Source organism: Algoriphagus sp. UBA3586, assembly GCF_002376385.1.
GTDB lineage: Bacteria > Bacteroidota > Bacteroidia > Cytophagales > Cyclobacteriaceae > Algoriphagus > Algoriphagus ornithinivorans.
Genome location: NZ_DFMT01000016.1, coordinates 346,679 through 368,303 on the forward strand (window position 1 = coordinate 346,679; position 21,625 = coordinate 368,303).

Annotated in this window: 18 protein-coding genes; 12 read left to right on the top strand and 6 right to left on the bottom strand. The window is 39.5% G+C overall.

The window, feature by feature from the left end; translation table 11 throughout:
- Window positions 1–55: 55 nt before the first annotated feature.
- From B2906_RS06125 to B2906_RS06160, 8 genes are all read left to right on the top strand, one after another.
- Window positions 56–3,889, top strand: coding sequence for an efflux RND transporter permease subunit (locus B2906_RS06125; RefSeq protein WP_286935945.1), 3,834 nt, complete (start codon window positions 56–58; stop codon window positions 3,887–3,889).
- A gap of 4 nt (window positions 3,890–3,893) precedes the next feature.
- Window positions 3,894–5,300 carry a TolC family protein gene (locus B2906_RS06130; RefSeq protein ID WP_219959097.1) on the top strand — a complete coding sequence of 469 codons (1,407 nt, stop codon included), beginning with the start codon at window positions 3,894–3,896 and terminating at the stop codon, window positions 5,298–5,300.
- A gap of 3 nt (window positions 5,301–5,303) precedes the next feature.
- On the top strand, window positions 5,304–7,079 hold the full coding sequence (locus tag B2906_RS06135) for an efflux RND transporter periplasmic adaptor subunit (protein ID WP_286935949.1): 1,776 nt from the start codon (window positions 5,304–5,306) through the stop codon (window positions 7,077–7,079).
- 10 nt (window positions 7,080–7,089) lie between these two features.
- On the top strand, window positions 7,090–7,662 hold the full coding sequence (locus tag B2906_RS06140; RefSeq protein WP_286935952.1) for a DUF3347 domain-containing protein: 573 nt from the start codon (window positions 7,090–7,092) through the stop codon (window positions 7,660–7,662).
- 43 nt (window positions 7,663–7,705) lie between these two features.
- A complete protein-coding gene (locus B2906_RS06145; protein WP_286935956.1) occupies window positions 7,706–8,137 on the top strand; it encodes a CHY zinc finger protein in 432 nt (143 codons plus the stop codon).
- A 51-nt stretch (window positions 8,138–8,188) separates the two neighbouring features.
- Window positions 8,189–10,162, top strand: coding sequence for a copper-translocating P-type ATPase (locus B2906_RS06150; RefSeq protein WP_219959101.1), 1,974 nt, complete (start codon window positions 8,189–8,191; stop codon window positions 10,160–10,162).
- 100 nt (window positions 10,163–10,262) lie between these two features.
- Window positions 10,263–10,847 (top strand): DUF2911 domain-containing protein, encoded by a 585-nt coding sequence (locus B2906_RS06155; protein WP_219959102.1) that lies wholly within the window; start codon window positions 10,263–10,265, stop codon window positions 10,845–10,847.
- Window positions 10,848–10,893: 46 nt separating this feature from the next.
- Window positions 10,894–11,592, top strand: coding sequence for a PepSY domain-containing protein (locus B2906_RS06160; RefSeq protein ID WP_144602689.1), 699 nt, complete (start codon window positions 10,894–10,896; stop codon window positions 11,590–11,592).
- A 134-nt stretch (window positions 11,593–11,726) separates the two neighbouring features.
- Here B2906_RS06160 and B2906_RS06165 read toward each other — a convergent pair whose 3' ends face one another.
- Entirely contained in the window at window positions 11,727–14,003 is a 2,277-nt protein-coding gene (locus B2906_RS06165; protein WP_219959103.1) for a TonB-dependent receptor, read from the bottom strand.
- Between the two features lie 131 nt (window positions 14,004–14,134).
- On the opposite strand from B2906_RS06165, the gene B2906_RS06170 reads away from it, so the two are divergent.
- On the top strand, window positions 14,135–14,803 hold the full coding sequence (locus tag B2906_RS06170) for a metal-dependent transcriptional regulator (RefSeq protein WP_219959104.1): 669 nt from the start codon (window positions 14,135–14,137) through the stop codon (window positions 14,801–14,803).
- Between the two features lie 3 nt (window positions 14,804–14,806).
- On the opposite strand, the gene arfB is transcribed toward B2906_RS06170, so the two are convergent.
- From arfB to B2906_RS06190, 4 genes are read right to left on the bottom strand one after another with little or no spacing between them, the layout of a single operon-like run.
- Window positions 14,807–15,232 carry an alternative ribosome rescue aminoacyl-tRNA hydrolase ArfB gene (arfB, locus tag B2906_RS06175; protein ID WP_144602697.1) on the bottom strand — a complete coding sequence of 142 codons (426 nt, stop codon included), beginning with the start codon at window positions 15,230–15,232 and terminating at the stop codon, window positions 14,807–14,809.
- Between the two features lie 9 nt (window positions 15,233–15,241).
- On the bottom strand, window positions 15,242–15,958 hold the full coding sequence (locus B2906_RS06180; RefSeq protein WP_219959105.1) for a LytR/AlgR family response regulator transcription factor: 717 nt from the start codon (window positions 15,956–15,958) through the stop codon (window positions 15,242–15,244).
- Window position 15,959: 1 nt separating this feature from the next.
- Window positions 15,960–17,012, bottom strand: coding sequence for a sensor histidine kinase (locus tag B2906_RS06185; RefSeq protein ID WP_286935964.1), 1,053 nt, complete (start codon window positions 17,010–17,012; stop codon window positions 15,960–15,962).
- A 16-nt stretch (window positions 17,013–17,028) separates the two neighbouring features.
- Window positions 17,029–17,898 carry a TraB/GumN family protein gene (locus B2906_RS06190; protein ID WP_219959107.1) on the bottom strand — a complete coding sequence of 290 codons (870 nt, stop codon included), beginning with the start codon at window positions 17,896–17,898 and terminating at the stop codon, window positions 17,029–17,031.
- 283 nt (window positions 17,899–18,181) lie between these two features.
- Here B2906_RS06190 and B2906_RS06195 point away from each other — a divergent pair, with 283 nt between their 5' ends.
- Complete coding sequence (locus tag B2906_RS06195) at window positions 18,182–19,210, top strand: sugar phosphate isomerase/epimerase family protein (RefSeq protein ID WP_219959108.1); 1,029 nt, start codon at window positions 18,182–18,184, stop codon at window positions 19,208–19,210.
- Window positions 19,211–19,259: 49 nt separating this feature from the next.
- On the opposite strand, the gene B2906_RS06200 is transcribed toward B2906_RS06195, so the two are convergent.
- Window positions 19,260–20,414 (bottom strand): methionine aminotransferase, encoded by a 1,155-nt coding sequence (locus B2906_RS06200; RefSeq protein ID WP_219959109.1) that lies wholly within the window; start codon window positions 20,412–20,414, stop codon window positions 19,260–19,262.
- Window positions 20,415–20,548: 134 nt separating this feature from the next.
- Here B2906_RS06200 and B2906_RS06205 point away from each other — a divergent pair, with 134 nt between their 5' ends.
- Complete coding sequence (locus B2906_RS06205; protein ID WP_219959434.1) at window positions 20,549–21,058, top strand: YdeI/OmpD-associated family protein; 510 nt, start codon at window positions 20,549–20,551, stop codon at window positions 21,056–21,058.
- Between the two features lie 4 nt (window positions 21,059–21,062).
- Window positions 21,063–21,614: a dihydrofolate reductase family protein gene (locus B2906_RS06210; protein ID WP_219959110.1), complete on the top strand. Its 552-nt coding sequence runs from the start codon at window positions 21,063–21,065 to the stop codon at window positions 21,612–21,614.
- Window positions 21,615–21,625 lie beyond the last annotated feature (11 nt).

Sequence of the window (21,625 nt, forward strand, 5' to 3'; positions counted from 1 at the left end):
AGTGCATGGACCTAATGTCCATTTGTATTTTCAATTCGCACAATTAGAATGAATTATGCTCAATTCCATCATAAAATATTTCCCAGAAAATAAGCTAGTTACCGTGCTTTTGCTTCTCCTAATAATTGCTTGGGGAGTAGCCACAGCGCCTTTCAACTGGAATATCGGTATTCTACCTCGGGACCCGGTTCCTGTAGATGCCATCCCGGACATCGGAGAAAATCAACAAATCGTCTTTACTGAGTGGATGGGTAGATCCCCCCAGGATGTTGAAGATCAAATCACCTATCCACTTACCACATCTTTATTAGGACTTCCCGGAGTTAAGAGTGTACGCTCTAGCTCAGCACTTGGCTTTTCCAGCATCTATATCATCTTTGAAGAAGATATTGAGTTTTACTGGAGCAGGTCCAGAGTATTAGAAAAACTCAATTCATTACCTGCAGGTCTATTACCTGAAGGTGTACAACCTAAGCTGGGTCCTGATGCGACGGCATTGGGACAGGTTTATTGGTACACTTTAGAAGGAAGAGATCCTGAAGGCAATCCTGTAGGAGGCTGGGATCTTCACGAACTCCGAACCATTCAGGATTATTATGTCAGATATGCACTGACATCTGTGGCAGGCGTATCAGAGGTCGCATCGGTTGGAGGTTATATCAAAGAATATCAGGTAGATGTTGACCCAGCCGCTCTTAAAGCTAATGGAGTGAGCCTGATGGATGTGATGGAAGCGATGAGGAAATCCAACTTGGATGTTTCTGCCAATACCATCGAAGTAAATCGGGTGGATTATTTTATCCGGGGTTTAGGATATGTAGAAGAACTTTCTGATTTGGATCAGGCTGTAGTCAAAGTTACCAACAACGTTCCAATCAGGATCCAAGATGTAGCGCGGGTTAATATTGGCCCTCAGCCCAGAAATATGGGCGGAATCTTGGATAAATCCGGAGCTGAAGCTGTAGGGGGAGTTGTTATTGCAAGGTATGGTGACAATCCACTGGAAGTAATTGAGGGAGTAAAAGCAGAAATTGAAAAGCTGTCTGAGGGCCTACCTAGCAAGACATTAGCTGATGGCACGGTATCAAAGGTCACATTGGTTCCATTTTATGACAGAACGGGCCTGATCTATGAAACGCTGGGGACACTCTATGAAGCTATTTCACTTCAAATCCTGATAACCATCATTGTCATTATAGTGATGGTGTATAATCTAAGAGCCTCTTTATTGATTTCAGCATTGCTTCCATTAGCTGTATTGATGTGCTTTATTTTCATGAAGTACTTTGGAGTGGATGCCAATATTGTTGCTTTATCCGGTATTGCTATTGCCATTGGTACCATGGTGGATCTGGGTATCATTCTCAATGAAAATATACTCAGGCATCTGGAGCAGGCACCTGAGGGCAAAAGCAAATTGAAGATCGTTTATGAAGCAACAGCTGAAGTTTCAGGAGCAATTCTGACTGCAGTGAGTACTACGATCATCAGCTTTTTACCGGTCTTCACACTACAGGCTGCAGAAGGAAAGCTTTTTGGACCATTGGCTTACACCAAATCATTCGCATTGGTTGCTGCATTGATTTTCACGCTTTTGATCATGCCGGCATTTTCGCATTGGTTCTTCTCATTCAAAGGCTATAAAGGAAAGTTAAGCAGGTACTTTAATTATGCCTTGGTTTTGCTCGGTCTGGTGATCGCTTGGACTGTTTGGGCATGGGGAGGTTGGGTTCTGGTTGGATATGGACTGGTTCATACCCTTGCTTTTCATTTCCCTGAAAAAATAGAGCCTAGAAAGAAATTTCTGATTATAGCAGTAACCTTAGTGGCTGTAACAGGACTTTTGACTACAGAGTGGATGCCTTTAGGGGTGAGCAACAGCACTTTTGTCAACTTTCTATTTATAGGTCTCCTTTTACTTCTGGTTTTAGGAGGATTCTCTCTATTCATAAAAGCCTATCCAAGTCTCCTTACCTGGTGTTTAAACAATAAGAAGACATTCTTAATTTTCCCTGCGCTAGTAATCACCACGGCCGCCAGTATTTGGTTGGGATTCAATACGGTTTTTGGATTCATTCCTAAAACATTTGACCAAATTGGATGGAATATTCGCACCAGTTCAGTTTGGTCTGGATTAAGCCATACATTTCCTGGTTTAGGGGAAGAGTTTATGCCCTCTTTGAATGAAGGTTCATTCCTTTTGATGCCAACCACTATGCCTCACTCTGGAGTTCAGGAAAACAAGGAGGTACTCCAAAAACTGGATATGTTAGTAACTGCCATTCCAGAAGTAGAATTAGTAGTTGGAAAAGCGGGTAGAGCCGAAACTGCCATCGACCCTGCTCCTATTTCCATGTTTGAAAATACCATCAATTACAAGAGCGAGTATGCGACAGATATCAATGGAAACAGGATCAGGTATAAGGTCAATAAGGATGGGCATTATGAATTGAAAAACGGACTCTTTCATGATCCAGAGAATTCAGAACCTCATTTAATTAACACCTCACAGTTGATACCAGATTCTGATGGAGAATACTTCAGACAATGGAGAAAAGAAATCAAAAGTCCTGACGATATCTGGGATGAAATTGTAGGGGTAATTAATATTCCTGGAGTCACCTCCTCTCCTAAGCTTCAACCCATTGAAACCCGCCTGGTCATGCTACAAACTGGCATGAGAGTCCCTATGGGAATTAAGGTATATGGTCCTGATTTACAAGCCATTGAAGAGTTTGGATTAAAGTTAGAAAACTATCTCAAAGAGGTTCCTTCTGTCAAAAGTGAAGCGGTATTCGCAGACAGAATTGTCGGTAAGCCTTATTTAGAACTGGACATCAATCGAGAGCAAATTTCCAGATATGGAATGAATGTGGTCGATGTGCAGGACTTTATAGAGACTGCTATTGGCGGAATGAAATTAAGTACTACGGTTGAAGGAAGAGAACGCTTCCCAATACGTGTTCGATATGCCCGCGAATTCCGCGATGATCCTGACGCCATTGCCAATCTTCAAGTTCCGACTCCAATGGGAAATTATATTCCTTTGGGGCAATTGGTGGATATTACCTACAGACCCGGACCGGATATGATACGGGGTGAAAATTCCTTCTTGGTAGGCTATGTCTTATTGGATAAGAAACCGGGTTTTGCTGAAGTGAGTGTAGTAGAAGATGCCCAGCGCTATCTGAAAAGCAAAATTGATTCTGGAGAATTGGTAGTTCCTTCGGGAGTTCGATATCAATTCTCAGGAAGCTATGAAAATCAAATCAGGGCAGAAAAAAGGCTTTCCATTGTGGTTCCTTTGTCCCTCATCATCATATTTCTCATTCTCTATTTCCAATTTAGAGCGGTATCCACCACGCTTTTTGTCTTTACAGGAATTGCAATGGCTTTTTCTGGAGGCTTTTGGATGATATGGTTGTACGGTCAGGATTGGTTTATGGACTTCTCTCTATTGGGAACTAACATGCGGGAATTGTTCCAAATGAAAGTGTACAACTTATCCGTAGCGGTTTGGGTAGGGTTCATTGCCCTGTTTGGAATTGCCACTGATGATGGGGTCGTGGTTGCCTCCTATTTAGATCAAAGCTTTAAAAGCAATACTCCAAAATCAGCCCAAGAGGTAAGAGAAGCAGTATTGGAGGCCGGAAAAAGAAGAGTCCTTCCTTGCTTGATGACGACAGCTACTACCCTTCTTGCTTTGGTACCGGTATTTACATCTACCGGTCGAGGTTCTGATATTATGATTCCTATGGCTATTCCTTCTTTGGGCGGGATGGTATTGGAGTTAACGACCGTATTTATAGTACCCACTCTCTATTGCTGGTGGGCAGAAAGAAAGTTAAAAAACAATCCTACTGTTTTTGCAGAGGATGAAAATCAATAAGGATATGAGAAAGTCAATTATTATAGTACTCATGTCATGCTGCATTACCTTCCCAGCCTGGACACAATCCTTGGATGATTATTTGGTAATAGCGGGAGAAAACAATCCCGAACTCAAAGCTTATTATCAAGAATACTTAGCTGCTATGGAAATTGCGCCTCAAGTTGGTAGCCTCCCAGATCCAGAATTGAGTGTGGGAATATTCCCCTCACCCATGGAGCGTTTTATGGGAAATCAGGTAGCTGATATCAGATTGATGCAAATGTTCCCTTGGTTTGGGATGCTGGCAACTCAAAAGGAAGAAGCTAAATACATGGCTCAGGCCAAATACAGCCTTTTCTTGAACGCCAAAAATCAGCTATTCTATCAAGTTAAAGATTCTTGGTATGAGCTCTATGCTATTCAGGAACAGATTAGAATCAGTCAGGAAAACTTAGAGTATTTAAAGAAATATGAAACGCTGGCACTAAGTAAATTCAGAGCTGCCTCTGCCGGGAATAGTCCCAAAAGCGCCATGCCCCAAAACTCTACTAATACTCAAACTGTAAGCTCCGGTTCTTCCGGGATGGGCTCGATGGGCAACTCCCAACCTATGACTACCTCCAGCCCACAAGCAATGAATTCCGGGATGAGCAATAATGGTATTGGAATGAGCGATGTACTTCGTATTCGAATGCAAATCAGGGAACTGGAAAGTTCAATTGAAACCTTGAAAGATCAATTGACTCCTGTTCAAATTAAATTCAATAAACTATTAAATAGAGAAATCCAGGCTCCGATAGCTATTCCTGAGAAGTTGGATGCAACTGCATTAATATGGGATAAAATGGTGGTTTTAGACAGCATAACTACTCATAATCCCATGCTTCAAATGTATGAATCTGAACTATCAGCCTTGGATCAGCAAGAGAAAATGGCACGTTTAGATGGGAGGCCTATGTTTGGGGCAGGAGTAAATTATATGCCTTTTCAGCCCAGACCTGAAGGAAATATGTTGATGGGTGGAAATGATATGATCATGCCAATGGTGACTATGACCTTGCCTATTTACAGGAAAAAAACTCAATCGAGAATTAAAGAAACAAACTACCTGAAAGAAGCAACGGTATTGAGGAAAGAAAGGGAAAGCAATATGCTAGCAATGGAGTGGTCTATGGCTATCCGTGATCTAGAAGATGCTAATCGAAAAGTCAAACTTTATCAGGAACAAACAGAACTGGCCAATCAAACACTCAATTTAGTATTAACCTCTTTTACCTCTAATGGAAAAGACTTTGAGGAAGTATTGGCTACTCAGCAAATTTTACTCGATTATCAATTGAAAGCCATATTGGCAATTGTACAACAACATAAAAGTTTAGCCTTACTGGAATCCTTGGGAACCGGTAATCTATCTGGCTTAAATGACTAAAACATGAAAAAGCTACTTGAAAATAAATGGATAAAAATAGCAGGGCTTATTCTTTTGGGAGTGGCCTTGGGTTGGTTGGTCAAGCCAAGCGGGGAAACTTCACAGGAAGCTGGGCATGATCATTTAGGAACTCTTACTGACCAATTATGGACATGCTCCATGCATCCCCAGATCAAATTGAACGAGCCAGGAGACTGCCCAATTTGTGGAATGGATTTGATTCCAGTTGCTTCTAATTCCTCCTCTGGAAATTCCAACCCAATAGCATTCGAAATGACTCCTGAGGCTATTGCCATGGCTAATGTAAGCACAACTATAGTGGGAGGAACAGATGCAAAAGGTGACCTTTTTCTTACAGGTAAAATTCAGGCAGATGAAAGAGAAAATGCAGCGATAACTGCAAAGTTTCCTGCAAGGATTGAAAAACTTTATGTCACATTTACAGGAGAGCAGGTTAGAGTTGGGCAAAGGCTGGCAAGTATTTATTCACCTGAACTATTGACCGCACAGCGGGAATTGATCGAGGCTGTAAAAACCAAGGCCTCTTTTCCTGAATTATACCAAGCGGCAAAAGAAAAATTGAAGCTCTGGAAACTGAATGAAGCCCAAATCTCAGAAATAGAAAAGTCAGGTCAAGTCAAAGATAAAATTGATATCCTTGCTGAATTTAGTGGTGTAGTAACCCAAAGAAATATTGCTGTGGGAGACTATGTTTCCACAGGACAAGTTCTATTCAATGTAGTGGATCTATCCAGACTTTGGGTGCTGATGGATGCTTATGAATCAGATCTCCCATTTATCAAGGTTGGAAATGAAGTCAATTTCAATGTTGCAGGTATCCCAGGCGAAAATTTTAAAGCCAAAGTCACATACATAGATCCGATGATCGACCCTAATACAAGGGCTGCTTCAATCAGAGCGGAGGTTTTGAATCGTCAAAGCAATCTTAAACCGGAGATGTTTGTCACAGCTAGAATTCAAAGTACTCAAAAAGGAAGTCAAGCCAAGCTTTCAATTCCCCGTACAGCTGTACTTTGGTCGGGAAAAAGATCAGTTGTTTACCTCAAAGTGCCTAATTCAGAAATTCCAACCTATGAAATGAGAGAAATCACCTTAGGCTCTCGGGTCGGAGATAATTATCAAATAGAATCCGGTTTACAAGCTGGAGAAGAAATCGTCACCAATGGTGTATTTGCCATTGATGCAGCAGCACAGCTTTCTGGAAACTTTAGTATGATGAATCGACCAGAAACCAGGTCTTTAGAAGTTTCTTCGGCCTTCCGTGATCAAATCACTCAAATTGCTGATGCTTACTTTAGAGTAAAAAATGGCTTGGTCTCCGACCAATTGAACCAGAGTCAAAAAGACTTGACTGAGGTAAAAAAAGCAGTCTCTCAAGTAGATATGAAGCTTGTAGAAGGTAAAGCCCATGATTCATGGATGAAAGTCCAGGCCCAGCTGAACGCGGCTGTTGGAAATATGGATAAGGCCTCATCGATAGATGAAGCAAGGAAAGGCTTTTCCACCCTATCTGAAGCTGTATTGGAAATGACTGAATTATTCGGATTGAATAAAGAGGCTGTCTATAAAGACTATTGTCCTATGGCATTTGGGAATCAGGGAGCTTTTTGGCTTTCTGAAAGAAAAGATATTACCAACCCCTACTTTGGAGCTTCCATGCTCACATGTGGCGAGGTCAAGCAAACCTACCTAAAAGGTCAAGCAGTCTTGGCCAAAGAACAATCGAAAACTACAATTTCAACATCTCATAATCATTAAATTAAAACTCATGACAAAAACAGGTTTATTTTCCCTAGCATTGGCTTTTGCCCTAATTTCTTGTTCTGGCTCGAAAACTGAAGAGTCTCAAGATTCAAGTGAAATGCAGGAAACTGAAATAAATCAAGCCACTTCAGTTTCTAATAATTCTGGAACTTCAGGAATTATTGATGCTTATTTAGCTGTAAAAGATGCACTTGTGGCAGACAACTCATCAGATGCTGCTGAAAAAAGCAAAGCTCTAACAGAAGCATTAAAAGCTTATGATATTGCTTCTTCTCAGGGAGAAGACATTGAAGAATTGGAGAGAGTCCAAACTGAAGCTGCTCAATTTGCTTCCAATATTGCATCGGATGATATTGCTGTACAAAGAGAAAGCTTCCAGGCATTAAGCGTATTGGTGAAGGACTTTATTAAAATTACAGGTGCAGATAGAACCCTTTATCATCAATATTGCCCTATGTACAAAAACAACACCGGTGGAATGTGGTTAAGTGCCTCCTCAGATATCAAAAACCCGCTTTTTGGTAGTTCAATGCTAAATTGTGGAGCTGTGGAAGATACTTTAACAGTGAACTTATAATTTCAAAGTGAGCCTATGGGCTCACTTTTTATTTCCTCCCAATATGATCCGATTAATTCTTTTCTCTTTAGCCTGCTTTCTTTATTCATTAGAAGCTTATTCCCAAACCAAAGTTTTGGAACCTTTAAAAGTATCTCAAATCCGAGGTATCAATGTTTTTGGAAAACCGGTAGATAATCAAACCAGATGCGTCCATTGGCATTCCGAATTGGATGTGATAGCTATCAAGTTTAAGTGTTGCGAGAAGTACTACCCCTGCTTTTCCTGTCATGAAGAAGAGGCCGACCATACTCATCAAGTGTGGCCTAAAAAAGAGTTTGACCAAAAAGCCATCCTATGTGGTGTTTGTGGAACAGAGTTGAGTATCAAAGATTATATGAACTCCAACAATACCTGTCCAAATTGCCAGGCAGCTTTTAACCCTGGATGTAGCAAGCATTATCATTTGTATTTCGAAACACCTGAGAATAAATAGACCATATCTATTTAAATTTCAATATTTTAAACTAACCTGATTAATCTTTTTATGGAACATTCTAACCATCAACATCACCAGGAAAACCACCATGATCATCATGCCCACATGATCAAGGATTTTAAAATTAGGTTTTGGATCTCACTAATTCTAACGATTCCAATTCTTCTTTTTTCAGATATGATTCAAGATTGGTTGAGCTTCAACATCCAATTTGAAGGAAAAGATTATGTAATATTTGGGCTTGCCAGTATTCTTTTTTTTTATGGCGGTTGGCCATTTCTCAAGGGGCTAAAAGAAGAGTTGTCAGATAAAAATCCCGGAATGATGACTTTAATAGCCCTTGCTATTACAGTAGCATATTTTTATAGCTCCGCTGTGGCTTTTGGCTTAGAAGGGATGGGCTTTTTTTGGGAACTGGCCACACTAATTGTCATCATGCTCCTTGGGCATTGGATGGAAATGCGCTCAATTATGGGTGCTTCCAAAGCTTTGGAAAAATTGGCGGATTTAATGCCCAACGAGGCTCATTTGATTGTCGATGGAGAAACAAAAGATATCTCTGCGGGCGAATTAAAAAAGGGGGATTTGATTTTGGTGAAAGCTAATGAAAAGATTCCTGCTGACGGTACCATTGAAGAGGGTGAAAGTCATCTTGATGAAAGTATGTTGACGGGTGAAAGTAAGCCGGTAAAGCGAGAGAAAGGAGACGAGGTCATAGGTGGATCAATCAACGGTAAACAATCTCTCAAAATCAAGATCTCCAAAACTGGTGAAGACTCCTACCTGAATCAGGTAATCAATATGGTCAAGGAGGCGCAGCAAAGTAAATCCAAGACACAAAATTTAGCTAATGTCGCAGCTAAATGGCTGACATTCATATCTATTGGTGCTGGAATTATTACTTTATCAGTTTGGCTTATTTTAGGAAAGGATTTTGACTTTTCCCTAGGCAGGATGGTAACTGTTATGGTCATCGCATGTCCTCATGCTTTGGGATTAGCCATTCCGTTGCTTGTTTCTATTTCCACTTCCCTATCAGCAGAAAAAGGGCTTTTGATTCGAAATCGAACTGCCTTTGAAAATGCAAGAAAAGTAAGTGCTATTGTATTTGATAAAACAGGAACTCTTACTGAGGGGAAATTTGGAGTAACTCGAATTCATATTTCAGGAGAATGGAAAAAAGATCAAATTTTGAAAATTGCTGCCTCTTTGGAATCCAGTTCTGAGCATCCAATCGCTCAAGGAGTCCTAGAAAAAGCTAAAGAGGAAAATATCACATTAAAGGAAGTCTCCAACTTTGAATCCATAACAGGTAAGGGAATTCAAGGAGACATCGATGGTAAAACCTATCAAGTAGTCAGTCCAGGTTATTTGGAAGAAAACTCAATCTCAATACCTCAGGAGACAGATTCTGATGAAGCAGAAACAATTGTTTTTCTCTTAGAAGAAAAGAAACTACTTGGTTTCATCGCATTGGCAGACAGCATTCGTGAAGAAAGTCATCAAGCTATAAAGACCCTAAGAGAAAAGGGAATTAAATTATATATGGCAACCGGTGATAATGAAAAAACTGCAAAAGCGGTAAGTGAACAACTAAAATTAGATGGGTATTACAGCGAAGTGCTTCCGGATGAAAAAGTAAAAGTCATTGAAGAATTACAGAAAAAAGGTGAATTTGTCGCTATGACGGGTGATGGTGTCAATGACGCCCCTGCTTTGGCCAAAGCTAATATAGGAATTGCTGTAGGTTCAGGAACAGACGTCGCTGTAGAGACAGCTGATATTATTTTGGTCAACAGCAATCCTCAAGATATAGCCAAATTAATTCTCTTTGGAAAGGCAACTTATAACAAGATGATTCAAAATCTAGGATGGGCAGTCGGATATAATGCAATTGCCTTACCCCTTGCCACAGGATTTATTCCAGGCTTGATGATTCAACCTGCTGTTGGAGCCGCATTGATGAGTTTAAGTACCATCATTTGCGCAGCGAACGCTCAACTATTACGAAGAAAAATATAACCAAACCCAACATATGAAATGCCCATGAGGAAAAATCTCACACAGGGGGATGATTATACGAGGCATTCCATCTGACCACTGAAAAACAAATTATAATCATATGAAAAACAGAATTCTATTATTCACCCTTTTTGCGGCAATTGCTTGCAGTCCAAAATCCTCCGATTCAAATGGAGAAATGAATCATGAAGACCATGCAAATCATGAAGCTCCGGCCGAGAAAGCTACTCCCTCCAAAAGCCCTAGGACTAGCGCTATGGCAATGATAGATGGCAACCATGTACACATAGATTACTCCTCTCCAAGCGTAAGAGGAAGACAAATATTTGGTGGACTAGTCGCTTACGGAGAAGTGTGGGTCACAGGAGCACATAAAGCCACCTCAATTCAATTCGACAAGCCTGTCAGCATTAATGGCAATGAAATTCCAGCCGGGAAATACGGAATCTTTACCATTCCCGGAGAAAATGAATGGACCATCATTCTAAATGAAAACTGGGATATGCACTTAGCTGATGACTATAGCCAAGAAAAAGACATTTTACGATTTACGGTCACACCCAAAGAGCTCGATCAACCTGTTGAATCTCTGACCTATTTTGTTCAGGAAACAGCTCCTGGCATGGGAGAAATTACGGTTAGCTGGAATACAACCCAAATCAAATTTGATTTCAAAAACAGCTAAATACTAACAAATTTTACTGAAGAGAAAACTCACCTATCACCCACCTATGAGAAAGAACAATCAGTACTTCGCCCGTAAAATCCATAGATTTTTAGGCGTATTTATAGGAATCCAGTTCCTATTGTGGACCATCAGTGGACTTTATTTCAGTTGGACTGATATTGATGAAATTCATGGTGATCATTTTCATCAGGAACATATGATGCATGAATCTCCAAGTAATTTGATCAACCCTTCAAGTCTGGACTCAACTTTACAAATCTCCTCTTTAGAACTTCGATTTGTCAATCATCAACCCTATTATTGGGTCAATGACAATGTCCTTTATCATGCTCAAAATGGCCTTAAAAAAGAGGAAATCACTGAAAAAGAAGCTCGGGAAATAGCTCAGATTTACATCAAAGGTAATCTTCAAATCAAGGAGGCTGAATATCTCACTGAGACAGGTTCACATCATGAATACCGAGGACGTCCTTTGCCTGCCTGGGCAATTCATTTTGAGCACCCTGAAAATTTAACAGCTTACATTGACGCTAAGAGCGGGAACTTTGAAAGAGTAAGACATAGAAGTTGGCGCTGGTTTGATTTCCTATGGATGTTTCATACCATGGATTATGCAGGCAGAGATGATTTCAATAATTTACTCTTAAGAGCATTTTCACTATTTGGTTTAGCTACAGTTTTTTCTGGCTTTACCTTGTTTTTTATGACCAGAAAAAAGAAGAAAAAACGAAGCTTGTTTTAAAACACAAAAGATGCTGTCTCATAAATCAGTTTAATGTCAGCCTGAGCGGAGTCGAAGGCCATTTTTATTGTAATTAAGCACATTTCGACTTCGCTCAATGTGACAAGTTTCACCTTTGAGACAGCATCTTATATTTAATCCAAAATGGTAAATCTTAATCCTAAAAACCCTCGAATTCCCTGATTGGGAGCAAACATATAAGTGGGGTCAAAGGTCAGCGCATTCGGATTATTTGGCGTTGGAATAACCGATCCATCTGATCCGAACTCAACTCCCCTATCAAAAGGGTCAAAGGCTCTGGCAATGCTATTGGCAGGCGGGGTAAAATTTAAGAGATTTTTAACTCCACCATAAACCTCCCATTTTTTGCCAATGGATTTAGTGAGTTGAATATTCTGTATACTCCACCAAGGAGAAAACTCAGGCCTGTCATCCAATTCCCCCAATAAGGGTAGGCGCATTGGACTATAGAGGTTTCCGGTATAGTCAATTTTCAAATCCAGAGGATAAATGGTATAACCAATATTCCATACAGTTGAAAACCTCTCTGATAAAAGCTGCCTTGTGCTGATTCCTTCTTCTGTAAAAGTCACATCCATCAGCGTGGCTCCAACACTTCCTTCCAAGCCACTTGGCATTGCAAAATTAGAATTTAATGAAACTCCCTTCGAAACCGCATGACCATCCAAATTGGCATAGATGATTTGGTTTGGATTGGTTTCGTAATCTGGAATGATCCTATTGGTGAAATAGGTATAGAATAGCGAAGCATCTAAACTGAGAAATGCCCCTTTGCTGCTGTAATATTTCTTGATGGCATTCGCATTGACATTCCAAGAACGTTCTGGCTGCAATTCCTCTTCAAATACCACTTCTCTGGCTCCGGTCAAAGCAGCATGATCTTCCGTAAATACATTAGCTACCCGAAAGCCATTTCCCGCTGATAATCTAAAAACCATCGTCTGATCAGCGGATGAAATTTTATAATTCAGGCGAGGACTGAAAATGGCTCCATGAATGGAATTATAATCTGCTCTTGCCCCTAAGAGTAAACTTTGACTAGTAGTCAATTTGATCTCGTCTTGAACAAATACTCCGGGTAAGTGAATGATTGAAGGTTGATTTAAATCCAACTCTACCGAAGAGGTTGCTGGAGTATTATCATCGTATTTAGTATATCTATAAGCCAAACCGGAGAGCAATTGATGATTTCCTAAATTTTCAGCCCAAGTCAATTGTCCAAAAGCGATGGTTTGATCTGCGATGTAAATGACATCACCGTACACAGAGTTTTGATTATGCCCGTTTGCTGAAAATTGAAAATTCAACTTTTCACTGCCCGGAAGTTCATAATTCCCAAAAACCTCCCAGCGACTGGTGTAAATACTCTCTCCGTAAATTTCATCTCCTCCGCGGTTAGCAGAAGTCCAATTCATCTGGCCACCCCATCTATCCTCATACAAATAGCGAAGCCCTAGATTCAGGGCTTTTTTACTAGCCCTATCCACAGTCATTTTTTGAAAAACCGATATCCGCTTTGCAAGGGTCAAATCCGTCATGCCATCTCCATTATTATCGATGGGATTATCATAATAAAAAGCATTAATTCCTGTCAAAGACTTTACGGACCTTCCCCACTTGGAACGAATACCTAGATCCAAATTATACTCTCCCCATCCAGTGCCAAAAGCATCTATTCCTACTTTGGGTGCTAAGTCAGGATTTTTAGTAATGATATTGATCAAGCCACCAACTGCCTCCGAACCATACAAAGTAGATGCAGGTCCTTTAACCACTTCAATTCGATCGATTAAAGACTGAGGGATTCCTGTCAGACCATAAACAGTTGACAAACCAGAGACAATAGGCATTCCATCAATCAATACCATAGTGTAGGGCCCCTCCAAACCATTAATATGGATGTCCCCTGTATTACAAATGTTACAATTGATTTGAGGTCTTACTCCGTTAATATTCTGTAAGGATTCAAATAAGGATGGGGTTGGATTGGCTTTAAAAAAGCCCTCCTTATAAACCTCCACCGGAACAGGGCTATTTAGCCTAGAGACTTCCTGTAAAGTTCCACTGACTACCACCTCATCCAAACTTGAATCCAAAGATTCCATTTCAACAATCATATCACCCTCGTATGGAATCTCTACCTCAGTGATATATCTTCTAAATCCTAAAAGGGAAACCTCGACTTTTAGCCGCCCTTTCTGTAATCCAAAAATCTGGAAATGCCCATCGGCTTCTGAAACTGCACCTTTCCCAGAATCGGGTAAAAATATAGTGGCAAACTCCACAGCCTTTCCCCCTGAAAGTACCCTACCCTTTAAGCTATGTTGCCCTTGGGCAGTATCATTCAAAAGATAACAAAATGAAAGAGTAAGCAGTAAGCGAGTGATCATAGTTTCTTGTAAATAAATAAGATTAAAGAGCTAACTATTTTAATTAGAATTACAAAATTACAATGTTAGAGTTATCTAACAAATTTATTCTATCAATTTTTTTCACATATTTGAGTACTCAAATTTTAATTATGGCCTCAACCACGGAAGAAAATTATCTCAAAGCCCTTTTTAATCTGTCGAATGAGCAAGGGGAAGTCAATATTTCTGACCTGGCGAACCAACTTCAGGTTAGCATGCCTACTGCCAACTCCATGGTCAAAAATTTGCAAAAGACCGGACTATGTGTTTACGAGAAATACAAACCAGTCATACTGACGTCTAAAGGGAAAAAAGAGGCTGCTTTGATTATCCGAAAGCACCGATTGACAGAAATGTTTCTAGTGACTAAAATGGGCTTTGGATGGGAAGAGGTACATGAAATCGCTGAGCAGGTGGAGCATATTCATGCCCCTAAATTTTTTGAAAGGATGGATGAAATGATGGGATTTCCAACGGTGGATCCTCATGGATCTCCTATTCCAGATAAACAAGGAAGAATTCAAGACTTAAGATTCAAAAACCTTTCAGAAGCTAAAGCGGGACAGGAAGTAATTTTAGCTGCTTTGGCAGATTCCAGCACAGAATTTTTGGAGTATCTCAATAGCCGAAACTTGACTTTGGGAACAGAATTAAAGGTGATTTCAAAGGAAGCTTTTGATCAAAGTATGGTCATCAGTTACGGAGATGTTGAAAAGGAAACTCTCAGTCAAAAAGTATGTGAAAAACTCTTGGTAAAAACCTTTGGGTCAGAAGAATAGAGTTTAATAGTCTTTGGTCCAACCCCTACCGGCTTTTTTCTCGGATCTGGCTTTTTTTTCCTTAATTCTCTTTTCTACTGCTGCTTTGGTGGGTTTGGTTGCTTTCCTGATTTTTCTTTTTTCAAATGCCTTTCTAAGCAAATCGTAAAACTTTTTTACTACCAATTCCTTATTCTGAATCTGAGAGCGTTTTTCTTGACTTTGCAGCTGTAACTTACCCTCTAGATCTATCTTGTTTTTGAATTTTTGAGAAAGTTTTTCTTTTTCTTCCTCAGATAAAACGGTAGAGTTTTGTACATCAAAATACAATTGAACTTTACTTTCAACTTTATTTACATGTTGTCCTCCCGGACCTGAACTTCTGGCTGTCTGAAAGTCCAATTCCTTCAAAAATTCTCCCTCTGCAATTCTTTTTTCAAGTGATTTCATTTTGCCTTTTTAGATACCCGTAATCTCTCTGAACTTCACGCTTTGACGCTGACTTAAGTCAATTTCATGACCTGATTTCAATTTTATCAACAAGGTACTGTTGAAGTAGGGTTCAATTTTCTGAATAAAATCCATATTAAATATGTACTGACGATTTGCCCGAAAGAATAGATCTGTAGGAAGTCTGGATTCCAAATAGCTTAAAGATTTATGTAAAAGTGGCTTTTGGTTTTCATAATGAACCCGCACATAATTCCCCACGCTTTCCAATAAAAATATTTTATATACCGGTACGAAATGACAAGAATCTCCATCCTTGATGAAAATCTTCTTTTCTGGAGAAAGCCTTTCTTCTGTACTCTCCACATCTGATTCTCTGGACAAAAAGCGATTGACAGCTTCTTTTAACCGTATGGGATTAAGGGGTTTCAGTAAATAATCCAAAGCGTTAATTTCAAAAGCTTTGATGGCGTATTGATCATAGGCTGTTACAAAAATGACAGAGTTTACCTCATCCAATTGCTCGAGAAACTGAAAGCCATCCATTCCAGGCATATTGATATCCAAGAAAATCAAGTCCGGTTTTAGTTCATTGCATTGAATAATTGCCTCCTGAACACGATCAGATTTACCGATTATTTCCAATTCCGGAAAAGGTTGAAGTAGTACCTGTAACTCCTTTAGAGCCAAATTTTCATCATCCACAAGGAAAACCCGCTTTTTCATGTTAATTGATTGGTAGATTGATAATAGCCCGAACTTCATTGGAAGAGTTACTGTCGAGCATGAATTTTGAATTCTCCCCAAAAAGAGATTCTAATCTTTTTTGAACGTTTTGAAGGCCGATTCCCAAGTTGAAAGTATCATTCAACTGCCCTGAGTTTGTCACCTCGACAATTAAATTTTTTCCTCTTTTTTTGCTGGATACATGGATAGCCCCCCCATCAGGAAGCTTCGTAATCCCATGTTTGATCGCGTTTTCAGCTAAGGTTAAAACCATGGCCGGAGGCACTTTCAAATCCAAGGTTTCCTCTTCCAGCTGAATATGAACATCCAATCTTTTTCCAAATCGGATTTGCTCCAGCAAAAGATACTTTTCTACCTCCTTCATTTCATCATTCAAAGCTATTAAAGGAGCTTTCTCATAATTCAGAGAGAATCTCAGCAATTCCGAAAGCTTGATTATCGCATCTCTTGCCTTCTCCTGATCAATTAAAACCAAGGCCTTGATACTATTGAGAGAATTGAATAAAAAATGAGGATTCAATTGATTTTTCAAGAGTTCCAACTCAGAAGTTTTGGCCAAATTCTCCAGCAAAAGCTTTTGCTCGGTCACCTCTTGCGTGTGCTTCATGATATGGAAAAGATAATAGATAATCACCCAACCCATCACGTAGCGTCCCAAATTCATGAGTTGTCCAAAGTAGCTGATAATAAACTGAGAGTTAAGCCCCTCAAAATCAGAACTCATGATTAAAGGGAGATACAATAAAGCCGTCATGATGAATGTAATCCCAAAAACATCCACTAACCCTTTCACCCAGATTCTGGAAAGTTTCTTTTGAAATTGAGATTTAGGGATAAAATAGGTTTTGTAAAAATGAGATACAGTCAATCCTAGAAATGACATGATCAAAAACTGCATCACATATTCCCAAATAAACTCTCCGACAATAAAGAAGGTATAATTGATGGTTTCAATAAAAACAATGGAACTCCAGCCAAGCACCTGTAGAACCCAGTAAAGATGTTTTTCAGATATTTTTCCCTGAAACCCCATTGTTTTGAAATAGCAATTAATTAACTGGTGAAAGCGTATAGCCAGCTTCTTTCAAAAGATTCAAGACTCCTTTTTGACCAGCCAAATGGCCTGCCCCTACTGCAAAAAAGGTAGATTTTTCTCCCATTTTTTTCTCCATTTCCGGGATCCATTTTTCATTTCTTTGATCCAAAAGCACTTCTGAAAAATTACCGGTCATTGAATTTTCCCTGATGGTTTGGTACAACTTATCCAAGTCCTGATCAACATAAGCCTCAACCATAGTCTGAAACTCTTTCATGGACTCATCTGTGGTTACCATTTTCCCAAGCTCTTCCAACTGAACATTCAAAGGAATCTGATCAAAAATTCCTACTTGGAATGCTACATCTTCCAAACCTAGAATTTCTTTTCCTTGCTGCTGAGCCATCTGCGTAAAAAAGAACTCATAACTCTCCATTTGATCACAAGGCAATTGCTTCATCAAGACCATTGAAGTCAATACAAAGGGCTTCAGTATTCCCATTTGTGCCAATCCTGCCCCATAATTTTGAGTTAAAAACTCATCCAAAGCCTTGGATTGTTCCTCTTTCATTTCTCCTTGGATATTTTTCATTCCAGAATTGATAGATACCGCCTGCATCTTTTGCTGCAGTTCTGGATCATCCATATCCAATTCTAAAACCAACTGTTCAGTACCAGTGAAAGCACCCTTAATTTCCTCATTCATCAAAAATTGATCAGGACAAATCATGTGAATGGTACCAAATACATAGGAATCTTTTTCTAATCCATTCCCGCTAATCTTCCAAAGAAGACTTTTCTCTGTTTGTGCTTGCAGCTGAAACACAAAACCTATGCAAAAAAGCAAGGTTAATCTTAAAATGTTACAATAGTTCTTTTTCATGATCTAAATGATTAATAAAACAAATATGAATATTGCCGAGCTTGAAAAAATACTTAATTCCTTCAATGCAGAAATTTAGCGATAAATGCAGTTTTCTTTTTTTATTTTTTTAGGTTATGCTTGCTTTCTTTTCAAAGAAAGGTTTATATTTAATCCTTAGTTTCTTGTTTTTAGGCCTTTAAAGCTCTTCTGTTAAATATTTCAATTGAAATACTCGTATATACGAATCTATTTTGTTAATTTGAAACAATAGCTTCAAACCTAATTTAACCTGCAAACGACCATGAAGAACAGAAGAGACTTTCTTATTAAATCCACTTTAGGAGCCGCTGGCTTAGCCTTAGCTCCTGCTTGGCTACAGGGAGCCCCCTCGATCATCAAAAATTACAATAAACCGGATAGTCAGATTAATGGAGTTCAGATTGGATGCATTACCTATTCATTCCGATCACTTCCTGACCAAAGTGCCGAAGCAACCCTGAAATATATAACAGACTCAGGTTTAAGTGCTGTTGAACTAATGGGAGATCCAGCGGAATCATTTGCAGGTATGCCTTCCCCTACATTTGACAGGATGAAAGCATGGCAATTGGGTGGAAGAGAAAGAAGAGGAGAAACTCTCTCAGACAATGATAAGAATGAATTGGCAGAAATCAGAAAAGCTGCTGAAGCATATTCTCAGGAAGTTGCACAATGGAGAGCGAATGCCTCTATGAAGCCTTTCGAACAATTGAGAAAAATGTACAAAGACGCTGGTGTGAGTATCTATGCTTTCAAACCAAGCGCATTTGGAATGAATAATACGGATGCTGAAATCGCTTATGGAATGAAAGCAGCCAAAGCTCTCGGAGCCAGTCATGTAACCTTAGAGCATCCCTCAAATGATGCCCATACCTTGAAATTGGGTAAAATGGGTGAACAGTTTGGTATGGCAGTTGCCTATCATGGACACGAACAACAAACCTTTGACTTTTGGGATACAGCCTTGGCTCAAAGCCCAAAAAATGCACTGAATTTGGATATGGGACATTATATCGCAGCAGGGCACAAAGATTTACTTCAATTGATTGAAAAACAGCAGAAGAATATCCTCAGCATGCATACCAAAGATCGTCAGAGGCCTGAAAATGGCAAAGGAAACGTGGTATGGGGAAGCGGAGACACTCCTATAGGAGATGTACTCAAACTCATGCAAAAAAATAAATACAAGTTCCCAGCAACTATAGAACTGGAATATCAGGTACCGGAAGGATCTAATCCAGTAGCTGAAGTGCAAAAATGCCTGGAATTTTGTAGAAAGAGCCTGGCCTGATTAGGAAAGGATGCTTAACACGACCGCGGCGGGGAGAAATCTCTGCCGCTTATTTTTTGAATAAATCTCCAAGATTCTTCAGACGGACCAAAGCCTCTTCCAAATCTGAATTTTCTTTGGCAAAACAAAAGCGAATGATCTTGTCATCTTTTTGATATTGATAAAAAGAGGATACAGGAATGCAGGCTACTTTCAATTCCTTGGTCATTTTCTCTGCTAGCTCTCTGTCCCCAATTTTTGAAAGATGTCCATAGCTGGCTGTTTGGAAAAAACTTCCTTGGGTAGCCTGAAACTCTAAGCCTGTTTCTTTCAAGCCAGTTAAGAATAAATCCCTCTTTTCTTGATAAAAACCAGGAATCGACTCATATCGCTCAGGTTTTTCCAGATATTCCGCAAGAGCATATTGTAAAAAAGTAACCGAGCTGAAAGTTACATATTGATGGATTTTCCGAAATTCTTCCGTTAGCTTTTCAGGAGCGATACAGTAGCCCAATTTCCATCCCGTTACATGAAAAGTCTTTCCAAAAGACCCACACACAAAGGATTTTTGTCTCAATTCCTCATGTCCAACTAAAGAAAGATGGGGCCGGCCATCAAATGTGATATGTTCATATACCTCATCACTGACCACATAGATATTCCTTTCTCTGACTAATTCGGCCAATTGATCCAAATCATCTTGAGTCCATGCATATCCGCTTGGATTATGAGGACTATTGATGACAATCAATTTAGTCTTAAAGGTGATGGAGTTTTTCACCCTTTCCCAGTCAACCGAAAAATCACTTGAATTCAATGGAACTCGAATTGGAATACCTCCACTCAATAATATAGCTGGCTCATAACTATCATAGGCGGGCTCCAGTATAATCGCCTCATCACCAGGATGTATCATCGCAGTAATTGAAGAAAAAATTGCTTCGGTCGCCCCTGAAACTATGCTTACTTCTGTTTCAGGATTCACCTTGGCACCATAGCACCTTAGCGTTTTTTCCGCCATTTTTTCCCTTAAAGAAGGAATCCCACTCATGGGTGCATATTGATTATATCCGGCTTTGGTATACTTGGCCACCATATCCAATAATTCAGGATCGGCACCAAAGCCCGGAAAGCCTTGGGATAAATTAATTGCTCCTTCCTCCTGAGCCATTTTAGACATGATTGTAAAAATAGTCGTCCCGATGTGGGGCAATTTTGAGCGCATATTTCTAAAATTTTGACTCTTACAAGTAATCAATTTTAATTTGAAAAAAGGAGAATTTAACCTTATTTCCTTGACCTAGATTCGGAGTGAAAGCTGAAAAAGCTAAATCAATTATTATCTTGATAAGAAAAAGAATGCTCAATTTTGAAAGTCGGCTAGGTAAATTTGATTTCAATCATTGGCACTATCATTTTCCGGTTCCAGATGTAATTGCCGCGCAGATGATGGATAAAAATCACAGAAGAGTGTTGGTCAAAATAAATGGAAGCCAACCTTTTCATATGGCCTTGATGAAAGCAAAAGAATGCTGGTATATCCTTATCAATCAAGAGCTCCGCAAAAAACTTGATTTGGATGAGAACAAAAAGGCAACTATCCAAATGGAGCGGGACTTGAGTGAATATGGACACGAAGTTCCTGAGGAATTTTTGGTATTGATGGATCAGGATGAAGAAGGCAGTGCTTTCTTTAAATCACTTACTCCCGGGAAACAAAGATCACTGATTTACTTGGTGACTAAAGTTAAAAATCCGGAAAGTAGAATGAAAAAATCCCTTGCAATTATGCATCATCTGAAATTAGCCAAAGGGCAATTGGATTTTAAGCAATTAAACGAGTGGATCAAATATTATAATAATCTTTAATTTCATGGCAGAAAAGGCAAAAAACAAGGTATTCATTGCTACAAGCATGGATGGCTTTATTGCGGATAAAAACGGCGGAATAGACTTTTTGGAATCAGTTCCGGAACTCAACACAGTCGATTCAGGCTATGCAGCATTCATGCAAAGCGTGGATGCACTTGTAATGGGAAGGCATACTTTTGAAACAGTATTGGGTTTTGACATTCCTTGGCCATACGAAAAGCCTGTTTATGTCATGAGTACCACGCTCAAACAAATTCCAAAAGAGCTACAAGACAAAGTTTTTCTGGTCCAAGGAAATTTGAAGGATGTCCTTAAGGATATTCATTCGAATGGTCACTTGAGTTTATACATCGATGGGGGTAAAACTATTCAAAGTTTTCTCAAAGAAGACCTAATCGATGAAATAATAATAACCCAAATTCCTGTGATTTTGGGAGAAGGAATCTCATTATTCGGACCTCTTGATCAAATGCTAAAATTCCAATGTATCTCCAGCCAAATTTTCGTAGAAAAAGTACCTCAGCTACATTATATTAGGTCACATGAAAAATAAAAAAGAGGGCC